We start from the raw sequence: 17,684 nt of genomic DNA on the forward strand, positions 1-17,684 counted from the left end.
TAAAAAGGAACCTCACATGCCAACAATCAATCGTTACGTAGATATCAGTACCGTAGACCGTGAAGCGAAAAAAGATTATATCGATCGTCACTCACCGTTTATCCACTGTGAAGCAAGCGCTAAAAAAGGTGAAAAATTTGCCGTTACCGTAAAAATGGGGAACGAATATTCTCATCCGGACGATTTCGATCACTTTATTGCGAATATCGCCCTTTACAATGGAGAGACATTACTTGCACGCGCTGATTTCGTTCCAGGAACTCTCGGAAATGAAAAAAATCATGCAGAAGTAACGTTCAACATCGTCCCTATGGGTAAAAAATTGACCCTTGTTGCTCATGGATACTGCACAAAACACGGTGTTTGGGAATCAACTCCGGTAGAAGTTGAAGTTGCAGAAGCTAGCTCTTGCTGCGGCGGCGGACACTGTTCGTAACCCTTTTCTTGACCTTTAGAGGTCAAGTTTCTATCTCTTTTGCCTCTCTTTAGTTATATTCTCTGTTTACTCATTTACATTGAGCAACATCTCATACGCAATTCTTGCATCATTGACCGCAAAATCATACTCCTCTAAAATAGGGGTGATCTTTTCAAACGGTTTTACCTCTCTAAGTGTAAAGAGGGTCCTTGCACATTTTAGTGCCGCACAGCTTTTAGGCTCAAGTCCATCATCCGGGTTCAGCGAATGGGAGAGTGAATCGACAAATAAAGAGTCAAAATTCCAAAATTTGAACAGTTTGCTTGCCAGCTCATCACCGGAAGCTCCCAGTATATTTATTTCTTCAAAACTCAGTTTGTCCGGTTCATGCTCCGTAAAGCAATACGAATGTTTCTGAAACATTAACGCGTAGGAAGCAACCAAGCGCCCTATTTCGAGAATAAAGGTAAGCCCCCCTAGCGACTGCAGGATTGAACGATGTTGTTTTCCGAGCCAGATATCCAGGAAACGTTGCTGTTGCAGCATCACACTAAACCACTCATGAATACTCATGCCATACGCTGAGACATCCGTATAAGGATGCGCCTTTAACGCAGCCGTAAGAGACATCCCGCGAATCGCCGCGATACCGAAAAGTGCAATTGCTTGTGAGATTGACGTAATGGGATAGCGAAATCCATGATACGGAGTATTTGAGGAGCGTAAAATATTGGTATAGAGGATAGGATCCGACTCAATGACTTGAATAATCGATTTTAAATCAACCTCTGCAACACTGCAAAGTGAATTGATTTTCTTGATGGATTCGGGCAACGGTGGAAATGATTCTATCGAATAGAGTATAGTGTTATCCACATACAACCCTTCACTATTTAATGTTTGTAGCAGATTCTATCATGAATTTTAGAGAATTTTCAATTCTGCATTTTAACTTTCATTTAATGCGGTAAATTAAAAAAAACAGCGGTTTTATTTGAAGATAAAAAAATTATTACTAAAGTTATAAAATAATATACTCGTGCTAACAAATTATTTATGAATTATTTAAAGGCTATGTGTGGACAAAAAATCCAGTTGTCTATCATTTAAAACATTGGATGAAGCAAACATTTATGAAAATCGGCGAGAATTTGAAATCCTTGCCATGGCGATGGAACATGCTTCGGACAGTATGATTGTAACCGATCGCTACAACAATATTGTGAAAGTCAATAAGGCCTTTTTAAAAACATTCGGCTATGAAAAAAAGGATGTTATCGGGAAAAATACCAATTTCCTCTCATCCGGAAAATATGACACCTCTTTTTACACTCAAATGTGGAATACTTTAGTAAAAGAAAAACATTGGAGCAGTGAAATTTGGAATAAGCGCAAGAACGGTGCTATCTTTCCGGCGTGGGTCAGTATCAGCGCAATCATGGATGAGAATCACAAAATCCAAAATTACCTCGCGATCTTTACCGATTTAACGGCGTTACGGGAGAGTCAAGAAAAATCATTCAAACTTGCCTACTACGATCAACTGACGGGGTTGCCGAATCGACAAAAAATAGTTGCCGACATGGATAAAAGAAATCCCTCTGTCTGCGTTATTTTTAATATCGACGATTTTAAAGAGATCAATGATTTTTATGGAATTGAAATCGGAGACACTATTCTTCATCAAGTGGGAGAATGGTTTTGCAAGATGAATTTTTTTCCGTATCGTATAAGCGGAGACGAATTCGCGATTTTATTGTACGACAATTTCACCTGGAATGATCTGCATAACCGGATTTCGGCATTAATGTCCTTGCTGGAAGAGAACGTGTTTTGTGTCAACCATGAGAGAGTCACTATCCGTATGTCAGTCGGTGCTGCGTTCGGTCACAATAAATTGTTAACACGTGCCGATATTGCTTTAAACCGAGCCAAAAAACATAAACGCTCAATCGCTTTGTATGCTGAGGATGAGAACATAGAAGAAACTTATCTTTCCAATATGAGAATGAGTGATTCTATTCGTACGGCATTGGCAAAGAAACGGATTATTTGTCATTATCAGCCTATTGTTAACCTCATATCCGGACAAATAGAAAAATACGAAACATTGGTTCGTATGGTAGACAATGATGGAAATATAATATCACCTGCACACTTTCTATCAATCGCAAAAAAGACAAAACTTTATCCTCAAATTACGGCTGAAGTCATCAATCAAGCATGCTCTTTATTTTCATCCCGTAGTGAAGATTTTTCGATTAACCTCTCGGACAGTGATCTGCGTGACCCTCATATCGTCAAAGAGATCATCCATACGATTAAAAAAACGGGTACCGCTTCACGAGTGGTATTTGAAATTCTGGAATCCGAGGGGATCGAAAACTACGATGAAGTAGTCCAGTTTATTGCAACCGCAAAAGCTCTGGGTGCCAAAATTGCCATTGACGATTTTGGAACAGGGTATTCGAATTTTGAAAACATTCTAAAATTAAATGTCGATTATATTAAAATCGACGGTTCCATCATCCAAGGGATTACCGATAATCCAAGACACCACATCGTGGTTGAAACTATCGTCAATTTTGCCCATAAAATCGGTGCTAAAACGATAGCCGAATTTGTGAGTTCTGAGCCCATTCATGATGCGGTAAAAGAGCTTGGCGTTGACTATTCGCAAGGATACTATACCGGTAAACCCGAAGAGATACTTTTCTCCTAGTAACGCTCCTTTATCTCCTTTTAACCGCTTCTTCTTTATACTCTTTTTAAATTCATAGAAGTGGAAACCGTGGACTCTTTTCAAAATCTTGCTTTACTCGAAAATCTTTACCGTTTAAAAGCGCTCGGGCATACCTATATCGATCCCATTACGCCGAATGTCCAAAGTACATCAAAAAGTTTGCCGGATTCATTAAGCACATTGGAAGAAAGTATTGCTCAGTGTTACTTGTGCGACCTGAGCAAATCACGACGCCAGAGCATGAGCGGTTATGGAAATCCCCGCGCCTCGTTGATGTTTGTGGATGGCTATGTTTCTGCTGCCGAAGATGAAGCATCCGAATATTATGTCGGAAGATCGGGAGTGATGCTGCGCGATATGATCGAAAAAGTATTGCATATGCGTGTCGAAGAGACTTATTTTACCCATGCCGTAAAATGCAAACCTTTTGGATTTCAAAGCCCCTCTTCCAGCGAATACAGCAGTTGTACACCGTTTTTATCCAAGCAAATTTCACTGATCAAACCCCGAGTTATTGTCACACTCGGTCCTGATGCGTACCAAGTTCTCAGCGGTGATATGGGAGATTTTGAGCGTGTACGAGGAGAGATCATCCCTTTCGGGGATGCTCTTTTAATCCCCATGTATCATCCTCTCTATCTCGTCCGAAACCCTTCTCTCAAAAAAGAGACAATGCGTGATTTACACACCATTCGGGGACAATTATCATGAAATTTTTACGAATCCTCTTTATTCTCCCGCTTTTTTTTCTATTTATCCATGCCCAAACTATTACCATCCGAAAATCTTCGGATCCGATACCTTCGGTGCAAAACGATCGTCTCCCTGCAACCATCAAAATAGCCGTAATTTCTTCCCCCAAAGTGATCGGTAAATACACACAATCGGTCTATAATGTCTCAATGGCCACCCTCATGAGCCGTCTGAACGACCAATATGAGATAAAACGCTACGATATGCCTGATGAATCTACCGATGCTCTCTCTCAGGTTCTGGACGAGGTGCGTCATGATGGGATGGATGGGATACTGGCCCCGCTCACCGCTGCAGGAGCTAAAAACTTCACCGCTCTGGATACCCGTATCCCGGTTTTTATCCCTACCGTGCATAAACGGGATATCCCCTCTGCACCCGATAACATCGCTTTCGGCGGGATCGATTATGTTGCACAAATCGAAGCCCTTCTCCCTTATATGAGTGATTCGATCGCGATTTTTTATGACAACTCCAGTGTCGGTACTCAGCTGAAATCAATCACCGAAGAGGTGTTTTTAACCCATAAAGGTATCAAGAAAAAAGTGGCAAGCTACCCGGTAGATTTAAAAGGTGACAACATCATCTCTCATCTCTCTAAGCCCTCCGTATTTGCCAAAAGCAGTGTCATACTCCATATTCCCGTCGTCAAAAGTGCCGTTTTAACAGCTCATATGACTTTTACAGGGGTTAAAGAGCGTAATATCCTCTCAACACAGATCAATATCGACCCCACCCTTCTGACGCTAACCCAGTATCAAGATCGCAAAAATATGATCCTTGCCAATTCTCTGATCGAATTTCCCTCGGCAATTTATGAAACCAATGCCCTTATGAATAATGATATCACTGTAGATTGGATTCAATACGCTACCAGTGTCGGTATCGATTATCTTGTCTCTGAGCTCAGCGGTGATCCCAGAGAATATTCCATGCGTCTCATTAATTCGCAGGTGATTTATCCTGTTGAACTGCTGCGTGCGAAAGAATTTGGTTTTGAACCCCTCACCTCCCGTTAAAGCACATTCACTCGATACATTCGGGATATTTAGCCATTTAACCCCGCAACAGCGGACGCAAATTGAGCAGATCGGGATTATCCGACACTACAATGAAGGGGAGATCGTCTTTTATGAGGGGGATGAAAGCCGTTACTTTCATTTTCTCATCGAGGGGGAAGTCTCTATTTTTAAAACCACGGCCTCCACGGAAACCATTCTAATCCATCGTTTCCGGTCCCCTTCGTTGATTGCCGAAGCAGCGACTCTCAAACACATCCCCTACCCCGCATCGTGCGAATCACTCCAATCCTCCATTATTCTTAAAATATCCAGTGAACCGTTTTTAAAACTTTTGCAAAATGACCCCTCATTGAGCATTGCCATCATCTCTTCTCTGACCCAGAAAATATCAACGCTCGAACTCTCGCTGAAGCGCTATAGCGCACCTAATGCTATAGCCAAAGTGGCACGTTTAATCCGAGAGGACCGAAATACGTTTCAACGCCTCAAGGGGATCGATATTGCGCGGTTAATCGGCATCACTCCTGAAACCCTCTCTCGAATGATTAAAAAACTAAAATCCGAGGGGGTTATCTCCATCTCGAAAACGAATGAGGTGAACCTTTTACTTCCGGAAGAACTGAATCGTTACTGCGGATGATAATTTTCCTTTAAGAGAACCAGTGATAGAGTTTATCTATCTAGAATAAGGAGTGGGCAATGGGTAAAAGAGGTATTTCACTGCTTCGGGGAATCGAAGCGCAAACGGTTTACGAACTGCTCAATAAAGCGTACTGCGATGAATGGCTCGCCTACTATCAATATTTCATTGAAGCCAAAGTCGTTAAAGGGCTGATGAAAGATGCCGCGATTGTAGAACTCACCCAGCATGCTGCCGATGAACTCCGACATGCGACGATGGTATGTGACCGTATCATTCAGCTGGGGGGGATTCCTGCGCTTCATCCGGCAGAGTGGCTGACCAATTGCAACTGCGGTTATGATGCTCCGAGCGAGCCCGATGTCCGCAAAGTGTTGGAGCAAGCGATCAAGGGAGAGCAATGCGCCATCGGCGTCTATTCCAATATCCTCGATATCACGCGCGACAAAGATATCATTACCTATGATCTCGTCTCTCAAATTTTGGCGGATGAAGTAGAACACGAAGAAGATCTTCAAGCATTGTTTGATGATATTGAAGAGTTTATCCAGGAGTTTAAAAAATAATTATGATAAAAAATATTTTTTTTGCTCTTTTCCTCACCGTCGGAGCGGTGGAAGGGGCGGATATATTTGATTTGGTCGGTTTACTCGATCGCAATGACACCGCAACGTTTCAATCGCATGTCCAAACCCTTCAAGATGCGAATGCTGCCCGGGCAGACAATAACAAAACGATTTTGATGTATGCCTGCTGGGTCGGAAATAGCGAAGCGGTAAAACATCTCATTGCAAAAGGTGCCGATGTCAATGCCCAGGATGCAGGAGGAGCAACCCCTCTGCATCTCGCTGCATGGAAAGGGCATACGTCTATTGCACTGTATCTCCTCGAAAAGGGAGCGTCGGGACAAAGCATGAGCAAAGAGGGGATGACGCCGCTCGATATTGCGGTAATGCAGGGAAATCAGGAGATTGCTAGAGCCATCGAAAAAGCGGCTCCGAAACTAAAACCGCTACTGTAAGTCGGATAAAAAAGCTTTTTCCGAAGAGGGGATTTTTGACATATTACCCTCAAAATCAAGATAAACCAGATCAATCGTCATCTCAAACACTTTCTCATCGTCTCGAAAAATCTGCTGTAAAAGTGTAAACGAAGCATTCTTGATCTTTACCAGATGGGTTTTAACCTCTAACAACTCGCCGAATTTAGCACTTTTCAGATAATCGGCTTCGATATGTTTGGCTACAAAATGCCCCCCTTCTAAAATCGGAGAACGTCCTGCATCAAAAAAAAGCTGGCTTCTCGCCCGCTCACAAAAGTTAAGATAGTTGGAGTGATAGACGACCCCGCCGACATCGGTATCTTCGTAATAGACCCTTATCTTCATGCTAAACTCCCATATTTTCGGTATTTCCAAGCTCTAAAGATTAAAATGATCACTAAATATTTTAAAACTTAAAGTTATTTTGATTGTATTATTGTGTCATTGTACAAAAAATAGAAGAAAGCATTACTAAAGAGGTAGCTATTTTATTCATTTTATCTCTTCTTCTTTTAGAACCACATTACTTACTTTTTTACTCTTCTGTTTTAATACTGAGCTTATCAAGCTTCATGTCGTCGAGATTTGCTTTTCACAAATGATAACTAAATAAAATACTTTATTATCAATTTATCTTTATAAAGATAGCATGTCAATAGATAGTAATACACAAGGGGTTACAGATGAAAGCAATTCAATTGCGAAGTAAGAAATTTGTCTCAATGGTGGCCGCGTTATTTTTGGTTTTGTTCATTATTATAATTAAGGGCTGCGATGGTGGCGATGGCGGTGTCGAGGCTCCGGGAGCACCGCAGAATTTTGCAATTGATGATTCAAAAGCTTCGGGTTTGCTGACCTTTACGCTGACCTGGGATGCACCAATAACAGGCGGTGCGCCGATCTCCTACGAGATCTATCGTAGCACAACAGAACCTACAGCGGAAAATCCAGTCTTTCAACCGAAAAACCATCTCACCTCCTTATCGGCAACAAGCTTTGAGTACATCGAGAGTACCAAGGTGGATGATAACGTAACTACTACCTACTGGGTCGTAGCCGCCAAGAACGCCGGCGGGGAGACCCCATCGGTTGTAGTAGCGACCCCTCCTTTCGGAAACAACTTTGCCGCAGCGCTGATCTTTGCCGACGGTTACGGTATCACGGGGCTCCTTCTTGACGTGAACAAATCCTGGACGGAAAACAACCTTTCCGCCATCGACTACAATACCGGGCTTCGCCCGTTCAGCACGGAAACATTAGCGGTATTTCCCAATTTCAATGAGTTCACGACATTTGTGCTCGGCGGCGTAACCTATTACAAACAGAAGACAAGCAGCACATGGCAGGGAGAATGGAAAAACGGGAAGGATACGGAGCACAATGTTACGGCAAAATGGGGCGACAACCTAATCAGCCAGAACCTGACCGATAATTCCGTCATCAGAATCGAGATGGTGCTCTCCGAAGCCCTGAGTACGCCGATGACATCGTATAAGATGGTTTCCCTCTACGGCACCAATGAGAATGAGATATACGGAACAGACAAAACTACTTATGAAAACAATACCTCATTCGTCTTTGCTACCAATGCCCACTTGAAAATCCAGAAAGTGGATGATAACGGTACTGAACTAGAAGCTCCGCTGTACGACCAACCCCTTTGGACAGGCGACGGCCCGGGCTTTTTCGCGGCTGAGATCAATGTGGCCGGCAACTTTACGTACGGTTTCGTCTGGAACCTCCAGGATACTAATATCACTTATGCGAAAAAAGGGAAGTGGCGTATTACGTTCTCGCTGGATAGCACATCGCCGGTAGGCACTTCAAATAACACCTTTATCAAGACGGCCACAAACGGCGTGCTCGATTCTGATACGTCGGCCCACATCGATATCGACATCAAATAACAGCATCCCTTTCGGGGGAACAATCAGCAGGAGAGTAGAATTCACGCTCCCGCCTGCTCTACAGAGTGGAAGAAGCGGCGTAATATCTCCCCTTTTTCATTTACGACAATCAGCGATCCAAAAACGGAAAAATCCTCATTCACTATGCTATAAAGAACCCCTAAGTTCGGAAATTAAAAATTGATCATTTTTAAATTATTTTAGAAAAGATTACCTTCTCTCAACCATCAATCATGTAAGCTACGATACACTTAACACTAAGAAACGGTACCGTTTCAACAAAAGCCGCTATTGCTTTTATAGCTATCTAAAGGAATCCAATCATGACCCTACCCGTTGCAGAATCAGCGGCAATCAATTTTGTAGGCCATCCTTTCGGATGGCTGTTACTTGCTATTTTCATAGTGGGATACTATTTTATTGCGGCCGAAGAGAAATACCATATCGATAAAGCGAAACCGGCCTTGTTTACCGGAACGTTTATGTTTGTCCTTATCGGGCTTTATTATGTCGGTGTGGGAGCCGATTTGACCCCCTTTGAACATGAAGTTGATCATCTGATTTTGGAAATTGCCGAAATTTTCTTTTTCTTGTTTGTCGCGATGACCTATATTGAAGCGTTAATCGAACGCGGTGTATTCAGTGCCCTGAGGTCTAAACTCATTGCCAAGGGGTACAGCTATCGTGAACTTTTCTGGATTACCGGGGCCTTGGCCTTTTTTATCTCACCGGTAGCCGATAACCTCACAACCGCTTTGATTCTCTCAACGGTGTTATTGACGATTGATAACAAAACGAAAGAATTTTTGGTTCCGAGTGCCATCAACGTTGTGGTTGCCGCCAATGCCGGCGGTGCGTGGAGCCCGTTTGGAGATATCACGACTTTGATGGTATGGGCAGCGGAAAAAGGGGCTTTTGTCGATTTTCTCTATCTCTTCCCTGCAGCTTTCACGGGTTGGCTAATAACCGCTTATTTCCTCAGCCGTTATGTTCCCGATCTTGATCCGAACAAAGAGGGTGATCCGGAGGAGGCGAAAAAAATTGAAATTCTAAAGGGGGGAAAAGTCATTATCGCATTCGGAGCGCTTACCATTGCTCTCGCGGTTGCAGGGAAACAGGTTCTTCATTTGCCTCCAATGTGGGGGATGCTGTTTGGCTTGGCAATCTTGCAGCTCTATATGTACTTTCTCAAACAAAGACACAACATCGATGTCAGTATTTTCGAGGCCATGAGTAAAATTGAGAACAATACACTCCTCTTTTTCTTCGGTATTTTGGCGGCAGTCGGTGCACTTCATTTTACAGGTTTCCTCACCTATGCGGCAAAACTTTATGAGGCATTTGATCCAACCATCGTCAATATCGGAGTGGGATTCCTCTCTGCAATCGTCGATAATGTTCCCGTTATGTCCGCCGTCTTAAAAGCCAATCCCTCTATTGATCACGCACAATGGATGCTGGTAACCATGACCGCCGGTATCGGGGGGTCACTGATCAGTTTCGGAAGTGCGGCAGGGGTTGGTGTCATGGGGAAAATGCACGGTATATATACCTTTGCTTCCCACATGAAACTCTCATGGACGGTACTCGTGGGATACCTCGCATCACTCGCGGTATGGTATGTTCAGTTTACGGTTTTGGGATGGTATTAAGCTAGAGAGACTCGCCTATACAGACTCAAATAAAAATTCGGTTACAATAAGATAAATTAATACAAAGGAACTTGTGTGTTTTTAGAAAGTATAAAAATCATGCTTTTGGGAATGGGTACGGTGTATCTATTTCTAACCATCATGATTTACATGACAAAGCTGATGTCCAAACTGATTCTGCGATATTTTCCGGAGGCACCTAAAGTACATGCGCCGGTATCTGCACCAAAAGCTCCGGTACAAAAAACAAATGAGAATGCTAAAATAGCCGCTATTTTGGGAGCATTACAGCATCATCATCAATTAGAGCAAGAAGGAAAAATATAATGAAAAAATTATTGTTTGCCCTTTTAATAATGTTGATGTTCTCGTGTTTGAGTACGGCTTCAGAACCCGTTGTTGCTGTTGATATTTCAACGCCGGTAACGACTAAAACCGATACACCGCAAAAATCGACCTATCGTGAAGAGAACTATCAACCGATGAGTTTTAACGCCATGATGGTCAATTTCTATCATACGACAGGGATCAGCGCTCTTATCGAGCCACAAAAAGGGGTTTTAACCTCTCATGGCGAACCAATGTCCGATTTCCACCAAACATGGGGACGTTTGATTATGTTTGGAGTTACTTTTATCCTCTTTTATCTGGCGATTGCCAAAGGGTTTGAACCTCTATTATTACTTCCTATCGCATTTGGCGGATTGCTCGCCAATGTCCCGATTGCAAACATGGCGGGACCGGACGGTTTCTTGGGGATCATCTATCATATGGGGATCGCCAACGGTCTTTTTCCGCTCTTGATATTTATGGGCGTTGGGGCGATGACCGATTTTGGTCCATTGCTTGCCAACCCGCGCCTTGCCCTTTTAGGGGGTGCTGCACAATTTGGTATTTTCGGAACATTGGTCGGTGCGTATGCCCTTAGCCAATACACAACCATTTTTGATTTTACGTTGCAGCAATCTGCCGCTATCAGTATTATCGGTGGAGCGGATGGTCCGACATCGATCTTTATCGCATCGACACTTGCTCCTGAGCTTTTAGGTGCGATCGCCGTTGCCTCGTATTCGTACATGGCTTTGGTTCCGATTATCCAACCGCCGATTATGCGTGCATTGACAACTCCTGAAGAGCGAAAAATCCGTATGCGTACGTTGCGTCATGTTACAAAACTCGAAAAGCTCCTTTTCCCGATTCTTGTACTAATGCTTATTATTTTCATCCTTCCGGATGCGGCTCCGTTGGTCGGTGCATTTGCCCTAGGTAACTTCTTTAAAGAAACCGGTGTCGTCGATCGTTTGAGCGATACGATGCAGCACGCATTGATCAATATCGTTACGATTTTCCTTGGACTTGCCGTCGGATCAAAATTGGCGGCAGATCAATTTTTGGTTGTCGATACGTTGGCTATTTTAGGTCTTGGTTTGTTGGCATTCTCAGTCGGTACTGCTGCAGGAGTTTTGATGGCAAAACTCATGAATATTTTCAGTGATGAAAAAATCAATCCGCTAATCGGCTCTGCCGGTGTTTCCGCCGTTCCGATGGCAGCACGTGTATCGCAAAAAGAGGGAATGAAATCAGATCCATCCAACATGCTGCTGATGCATGCAATGGGGCCAAACGTGGCCGGTGTAATCGGTTCTGCTGTTGCGGCAGGCGTTATGATCGCCCTTTTTAAATAATATCTTATTTACCGAGTTAAACACGGCTCGGTAAACTTTTATCCTCCAAACACATAATAAACCTCAAAAACAATCAAGAATTATTCATAAAATTAGTGAACACTATAGAATCGATATTCGATCCATTTATAGCCTTCTGCCATTAGTAAAATACCCAAAGATGCGATCAGAACATATCCTAAAATTTCCGCTGTTGGCGGTATAACGTGAAACCATTCCGGCAGTATATAAAGTGCAATCGTTTGCAATCCGATCCCTGCGGCCACCCCTACCCATATCCACGGATTGATAGTGAAACTGGTTCGAATGTTTTTGAAAAAAGGTTCTGATTCTTTTTGCGATAGGATCGCATTGATCCATTGGGCGGCTACAAGAGTGGTAAATGCGGCGGTCATCGCTATCTCATAAGAATAGTTATGAGATAGCAAATACAAAAACAGCCCCAGTACCATACTTGCCGTGGCTAGGGCAAACCAAAGGATCCGATATACCATGATCGGATCAAAAAACTGCCGATCCAAATGACGGACAGAACGGCGCATTACATCGCTCTCTTCTTTACACACGGCAAAAGTTTTATCACAAACACCGTCCGTGACAATATTTATCCATAGAATTTGGGTCGGATGAAGGGGAAGAGGCAAGGCCATGACAATGGCGCAGGTGATAATAATGATTTCAGCAAAACTCGTCGAGAGGAGATAAAAAATGACTTTTCGCAGATTATCGGCAATGATACGCCCCTGGCGGATCGCATTGATAATTACACCGAGATTATTATCGACAATGACCATTTTTGCAGTCGATTTAGCCGCTTCGCTTCCGCTTCCCATTGCGATTCCCAAATCCGCTGCTTTGAGTGCCGGAACATCATTAACACCATCGCCGGTAACCGCAACGATTTCACCGCTTTTTTGCAAAATTTGGACGATTCGGTATTTATGCTCAGGCATAGCACGGGCAACGACAGAAGTATGTTGTAACGATTCCAGCAGAGCGTTATCATCCAGCGTATCAATCTCTTTTCCCATAAGAATCGGTGTGTTATCTTTCATTATACCGACCTCTTTGGCGATAACGCTTGCAGTGATCGGATTGTCTCCGGTAATCATGATAAGCCGTATCCCCGCCATTTTAGCAAGCTCAATCGCCTCTTTTACCCCTTCTTTGGCTTTGTCTGCAAATCCGATAAGACCTGTTATCCTAATCTTCCATCGATAAGGGTCTTCCCATCCGCTATCGCTCTGCCCAAACGCCAATACCCGCAATCCCTGCAAAGCCATCCGGTCGTGTACATCACTTAACATATCAAGCTCATCAGGGGAATTATCGCTATGGGATAAAAGAGCTTCATAGGCTCCCTTGACGTACAGTATTTCCAATCCATCCATTCTATTTACCGTCGCCATCATTCGTGATACCGGATCAAAAGGGTGATCAAAAACACGTTCAAAAAGACTACCAATGATTTCAAAATCATCCCCAAGCCATCGGGCCAAAGCGACATCGACGCTATCTCCTTGATGGTTGCGTGCATCATTACACAATGCCGCGCATCGACGCAGTTCACTCATTTGCAAAGCAAACGGCTCTTTTACCGATAATACCCCCTCGGTAATGGTTCCCGTTTTATCGGCTGCGATGAGGGTTGCACTGCCTAATGATTCGACAGAAGGGAGATGTCGTACTAAAATTTTATGGCGGCTAAGACGATAGGCTCCGATCGCCAAAATAACCGTGATAACGATCGGCAATCCTTCCGGAACGGCAGAGACAAGTTGTGCGAGTATAATCATAATCGTCTCTTCGATACTGCGTCCCTGAATAAGCGAAATGATCCCCAGAACAAAAAGGATGGTGACGACGGTTCCTAATAAGAGTCTCGATAGACGGCGCATAGCGCGTGTGAGGGGAGTGTGTGGAGAATCTTTCCGGGCCGCTTGCGCTATGCGAGCCATAACCGTTGATTCACCCGTCGAAAAGATGACACCAATCCCTTTTCCCCGTATCACTGATGTTCCGGAAAATACGCAGTTGCTCTGTTCATACAGTAAAGCAGATTCATCTAAAACCGTATCTGCTGCTTTACCGCACGCCAGTGATTCTCCCGTCAATATCGCTTCATCTACCTGTAAAGCAAATGATTTCAGTAAACGGATATCGGCTGGGATGATATCCCCCTCCCCCATTATGACGATATCGCCCGGAACGAGTTCTCGCGAAGGAAGAAGTCTTTCTATACCGTTGCGTAAAACGTGTGAATGACTCTCCGTGAGTTTTTGAAGCGATCGAATAGAGGTTTCTGCTTTGAACTCTTGGTAAAACCCTAGCATAGCATTCATGAAGAGAATGGCACCGATAATAATCGTATCTTTGGTATGTCCCATTATCATGCTGATAATCGCTGCTGCAATCAAAATAAGGACGATAGGACTGGTAAATTGGTTTAAAAAAATCGCTATTTTTGAGTGTTCCTCTTCGCGCAGGGCGTTGGGACCGAACGCGTCATACCGCTTTTGAACACTCACCATATCCAAGCCATCCGGGCCGCTTTGCAGTTCTATCAGTACATCTTCACTCTTTTGAGACCATGGGGATTGAGGGAGGAGCATTTTTATCTCTTTTTCTTGGACTCAACCTATTCTAGCAGGTATTAATCAACAAAAAGAAATTTTGTTTAATGCCCGCCCATCATTTTTTCGATTTCTGCGGGCTTATCGTGGATACCGAAACGGTCGATGATGGTTTTCGTCGCTTCATTCTGCCCTACAACCTCGACCTCTTTGCCCATTTTACGCAATTTTATCACCGCTTTATCGAGAGCATGAACCGCCGATATATCCCAAAAATGGGCACGGGTTACATCGATCACGACGTTTTTCACCTCTTCTTTGTAATCAAACGCGTCGGCAAAACGATCGGCAGAATTAAAAAAGATTTGCCCTACAAATTTATAGATGCGGGTATCGCTTGACTCTTCGTATGATTTATCCCAATACATCAAATGACTAATTTTGTTGGCAAAGAAGAGTGAAGCAAGCAAAACTCCCATAAAAACACCCCATGCGAGGTTATGGGTTCCTACCACTACAAAAACGGTTGAGAGCATGACAATATTGGTCGAGAGGGGTAATGTTTTCAACCCTTTGATCGAAGCCCAGTTAAACGTCCCGATCGAAACCATGATCATGACCGCAACCAGTGCCGCCATCGGGATGATGGAGATCAACTCCGACATAAAAACGACCATAATGAGGAGCAATACCCCTGCTATCAGTGTGGATAATCGCCCTCGTCCTCCTGATTTGATATTGATGACCGATTGACCGATCATCGCACATCCGGCCATCCCCCCCATACATCCACTGGCGATGTTGGCGATCCCCTGCCCTTTGGCTTCACGGTTTTTATCGCTGTCGGTATCGGTCATATCATCGACGATTGTTGCCGTCATAAACGACTCCAACAGCCCCACTGCCGCCAATGCGGCCGAGTAAGGAAATATAATCGCCAGCGTCTCAAAATTGAAAGGTACTTCAGGCCACAAAAAGATAGGAAGCGTATCGGGAAGTTGTCCCATATCCCCGACGGTACGTACATCGATCCCCATAGCCGTCACGACTGCGGTAAGGACGACAATCGTCACGAGCGGTGAGGGGATCAAGGAACCGAGCTTGGGAACGTACGGAAAGAGATAGATGATCCCAAGGCCTGCCGCCGTCAGGGCATAGACGTGCCACGTGACATTGGTGAGTTCGGGAAGTTGCGCCATAAAGATCAAAATCGCCAGTGCATTCACAAATCCGATCACGACGGTGCGGGAGACGAAACTCATCAGAACGCCGAGTCTCAAATACCCTGCCAGTACTTGTAATACCCCTGTCAAAAGAGTAGCGGCGAGAAGGTATTGCAAACCATGATCTTTAACCAGTGTCACCATAAGAAGCGCCATCGAACCCGTAGCCGCTGAGATCATCCCCGCACGTCCGCCGACAAACGCGATCACCGCCGCAATACAAAACGAGGCATACAATCCCACCTTCGGATCAACCCCCGCGATGATCGAAAAGGCGATCGATTCAGGGATGAGGGCGAGAGCAACAACAATTCCGGCGAGGATATCACCTCGAATGTTCCCGAACCACTCTTGTTTAGGGGATAAAATCAGCATACAAGCTCCTTGTAATGTTTTTGTGTACCATGCAATTACCGCTCAAAGTGACACGAAGCAAAGTGCTTTTAATACGAAAAAAGGATTTCGGAAAGTGCGGCAGGTAAAAGAAAGTTTTTACGGTAAGTGAGAAAATTTTACTGAAAAAGGACTTATATACCCATTAGCTTTCGTTTGGTTATAATAAAATATCAAATAAAGGATTATTCATTATGACCAATCTTGAAGAGCATCGTGTTTGGCTTCGCCTCAAAGAGGTACTAAGGGATCGTCTCCATATAGCAGAAGATAAAGCAGATGATGATGTGATTGATGAACGGATTCGTGGCGACATCCATATGAAAGGATCGAATCTCTGGATTTTGATGTTTGCCATTTTTATCGCATCCATCGGTTTAAATGTAAACTCTACGGCCGTCATCATAGGTGCGATGTTGATCTCTCCGCTTATGGGGCCTATTATAGGGATCGGGTATGGAGCAGGTATTAACGACTTCGCTTTACTGCGCCGTGCATTTAAAAATTTAGCTATTGCCACCTTAATCGGGCTTCTCACTTCCACCCTTTATTTTTTTGTCTCGCCTCTCGATACGGCTCAATCCGAATTATTATCACGGACAACGCCTACCGTATGGGATGTACTAATAGGGCTTTTCGGCGGATTAGCCGGAATTCTCGCCGTCACACGAAAAGAAAAAACCAATGTTATCCCAGGGGTTGCAATCGCAACAGCACTCATGCCTCCCTTATGTACCGCAGGATTCGGTCTCGCTACAGGGCATTGGAACTATTTTTTCGGTGCATTTTATCTCTATACCATCAATTTTGTATTTATTGCCCTATCGTCGTTTGTCATCGTTCGTGCTTTTCATATTGCAGAGAAAAAATACGTTGATCCCGCTGTCGCAAAACGTGCGCAGCGCTATATCATCGCAGTCGCTATCGCAACGATGCTTCCCAGTTCTTATCTGGCCTATCAACTAGTGGGCGAAGAAGTATTCAAATCCAAAGCGTCAGCCTTTGTGAACGATAATCTTAATTTCGCCAAAACTAACGTTGCTCAGGTAAAAATCAATCCAAAAACGTATGAAATCAAAGTCTTTTTAATCGGAGAGCATATCTCTGAAGATACACTCAATAATATCAGCGTCCGCATGTCCAATGCCGGATTAATGAATGCTCAGCTAAAAGTGTATCAAAACGGCGAACGTGACGATGTCGATATATCCACCCTAAAAGCGGATATTGTGACGGATTTGTATAAAAATGCTCAACTCAAACTTGAATTGAAAGAAAAAGAAATTTCACAATTAAAAGATCAAATCCAAGCAACCTCTATCCATAGAGAACTTCACAAAGCCATTCCCGATGAGCTTCAGACGTTATTTCCAAAAATAACCAAATGTCTCCTTTCCGAAACCTATCTTCCGAACGTAACGGATCAGAATATGAGTACAAAACGTCTGATTCTTAACATTGAAACCAAAGGAAAATTGACGCAAAACGAGCGGGAAATGATTGAAAAGTGGCTCAAAATACGGACTCAAAACAATCAGGTAGAACTCTTTTTTTAAACAAAACGTTTTCCATCTGTTTACTAAATATTAATACAATCGGTGTTCAGTTTGATGTTAGCAGCCAAACATTAAAT

At 43.6% G+C, this 17,684-nt stretch carries 16 protein-coding genes; 12 read left to right on the forward strand and 4 right to left on the reverse strand.

Translation table 11 applies throughout. The annotated features are described in order from the left end of the window. Positions 1-16 precede the first annotated feature (16 nt). On the forward strand, positions 17-436 hold the full coding sequence (locus WB308_RS09815) for a class II SORL domain-containing protein (protein WP_424191071.1): 420 nt from the start codon (positions 17-19) through the stop codon (positions 434-436). Positions 437-502: 66 nt separating this feature from the next. Here WB308_RS09815 and WB308_RS09820 read toward each other — a convergent pair whose 3' ends face one another. Continuing rightward, a complete protein-coding gene (locus tag WB308_RS09820; protein WP_424191072.1) occupies positions 503-1,294 on the reverse strand; it encodes an HDOD domain-containing protein in 792 nt (263 codons plus the stop codon). Positions 1,295-1,496: 202 nt separating this feature from the next. Between WB308_RS09820 and WB308_RS09825 the strand changes: the two genes are divergently transcribed. From WB308_RS09825 to WB308_RS09850, 6 genes are all read left to right on the forward strand, one after another. Continuing rightward, positions 1,497-3,140: a putative bifunctional diguanylate cyclase/phosphodiesterase gene (locus WB308_RS09825; RefSeq protein ID WP_424191073.1), complete on the forward strand. Its 1,644-nt coding sequence runs from the start codon at positions 1,497-1,499 to the stop codon at positions 3,138-3,140. A 69-nt stretch (positions 3,141-3,209) separates the two neighbouring features. Next, positions 3,210-3,872 carry a uracil-DNA glycosylase gene (locus WB308_RS09830; RefSeq protein ID WP_424191074.1) on the forward strand — a complete coding sequence of 221 codons (663 nt, stop codon included), beginning with the start codon at positions 3,210-3,212 and terminating at the stop codon, positions 3,870-3,872. Beyond that, complete coding sequence (locus WB308_RS09835) at positions 3,869-4,933, forward strand: hypothetical protein (protein WP_424191075.1); 1,065 nt, start codon at positions 3,869-3,871, stop codon at positions 4,931-4,933. Before WB308_RS09830 ends, WB308_RS09835 begins: the two co-directional genes overlap by 4 nt. Then, positions 4,911-5,576 (forward strand): Crp/Fnr family transcriptional regulator, encoded by a 666-nt coding sequence (locus tag WB308_RS09840; RefSeq protein ID WP_424191076.1) that lies wholly within the window; start codon positions 4,911-4,913, stop codon positions 5,574-5,576. The genes WB308_RS09835 and WB308_RS09840 overlap by 23 nt, the downstream gene beginning before the upstream one ends. 59 nt (positions 5,577-5,635) lie before the next feature. Beyond that, on the forward strand, positions 5,636-6,142 hold the full coding sequence (locus tag WB308_RS09845; RefSeq protein WP_424191077.1) for a ferritin-like domain-containing protein: 507 nt from the start codon (positions 5,636-5,638) through the stop codon (positions 6,140-6,142). 2 nt (positions 6,143-6,144) lie between these two features. Then, a complete protein-coding gene (locus tag WB308_RS09850) occupies positions 6,145-6,597 on the forward strand; it encodes an ankyrin repeat domain-containing protein (protein WP_424191078.1) in 453 nt (150 codons plus the stop codon). On the opposite strand, the gene WB308_RS09855 is transcribed toward WB308_RS09850, so the two are convergent. Beyond that, positions 6,589-6,963 carry a YbgC/FadM family acyl-CoA thioesterase gene (locus WB308_RS09855; protein ID WP_424191079.1) on the reverse strand — a complete coding sequence of 125 codons (375 nt, stop codon included), beginning with the start codon at positions 6,961-6,963 and terminating at the stop codon, positions 6,589-6,591. The two genes, WB308_RS09850 and WB308_RS09855, sit on opposite strands and share 9 nt — an antisense overlap. A gap of 338 nt (positions 6,964-7,301) precedes the next feature. On the opposite strand from WB308_RS09855, the gene WB308_RS09860 reads away from it, so the two are divergent. The 4 genes from WB308_RS09860 to WB308_RS09875 all read left to right on the forward strand — a co-directional run bounded on the left by WB308_RS09860 (position 7,302) and on the right by WB308_RS09875 (position 11,862). Continuing rightward, a complete protein-coding gene (locus WB308_RS09860; RefSeq protein ID WP_424191080.1) occupies positions 7,302-8,525 on the forward strand; it encodes a fibronectin type III domain-containing protein in 1,224 nt (407 codons plus the stop codon). 323 nt (positions 8,526-8,848) lie between these two features. Then, positions 8,849-10,177, forward strand: a complete 1,329-nt coding sequence (gene nhaD, locus WB308_RS09865) for a sodium:proton antiporter NhaD (protein ID WP_424191081.1) — start codon at positions 8,849-8,851, stop codon at positions 10,175-10,177. Positions 10,178-10,252: 75 nt separating this feature from the next. Continuing rightward, positions 10,253-10,504, forward strand: coding sequence for an OadG family protein (locus WB308_RS09870; protein WP_424191082.1), 252 nt, complete (start codon positions 10,253-10,255; stop codon positions 10,502-10,504). Beyond that, the gene (locus WB308_RS09875; RefSeq protein ID WP_424191083.1) at positions 10,504-11,862 is read left to right on the forward strand and encodes a sodium ion-translocating decarboxylase subunit beta; all 1,359 of its coding nucleotides are present in this window, start codon (positions 10,504-10,506) and stop codon (positions 11,860-11,862) included. Before WB308_RS09870 ends, WB308_RS09875 begins: the two co-directional genes overlap by 1 nt. A gap of 92 nt (positions 11,863-11,954) precedes the next feature. Here WB308_RS09875 and WB308_RS09880 read toward each other — a convergent pair whose 3' ends face one another. Together WB308_RS09880 and WB308_RS09885 are read right to left on the reverse strand one after the other, a co-directional pair. Further along, positions 11,955-14,474: a cation-translocating P-type ATPase gene (locus WB308_RS09880; RefSeq protein WP_424191084.1), complete on the reverse strand. Its 2,520-nt coding sequence runs from the start codon at positions 14,472-14,474 to the stop codon at positions 11,955-11,957. 65 nt (positions 14,475-14,539) lie between these two features. Continuing rightward, complete coding sequence (locus WB308_RS09885; RefSeq protein ID WP_424191085.1) at positions 14,540-16,033, reverse strand: SulP family inorganic anion transporter; 1,494 nt, start codon at positions 16,031-16,033, stop codon at positions 14,540-14,542. A gap of 212 nt (positions 16,034-16,245) precedes the next feature. On the opposite strand from WB308_RS09885, the gene WB308_RS09890 reads away from it, so the two are divergent. Further along, complete coding sequence (locus WB308_RS09890) at positions 16,246-17,607, forward strand: TIGR00341 family protein (protein WP_424191086.1); 1,362 nt, start codon at positions 16,246-16,248, stop codon at positions 17,605-17,607. The last annotated feature ends 77 nt before the right edge of the window (positions 17,608-17,684 follow it).

The sequence above is a fragment of the Sulfuricurvum sp. genome (genome assembly GCF_049587615.1).
Lineage (GTDB): Bacteria > Campylobacterota > Campylobacteria > Campylobacterales > Sulfurimonadaceae > Sulfuricurvum.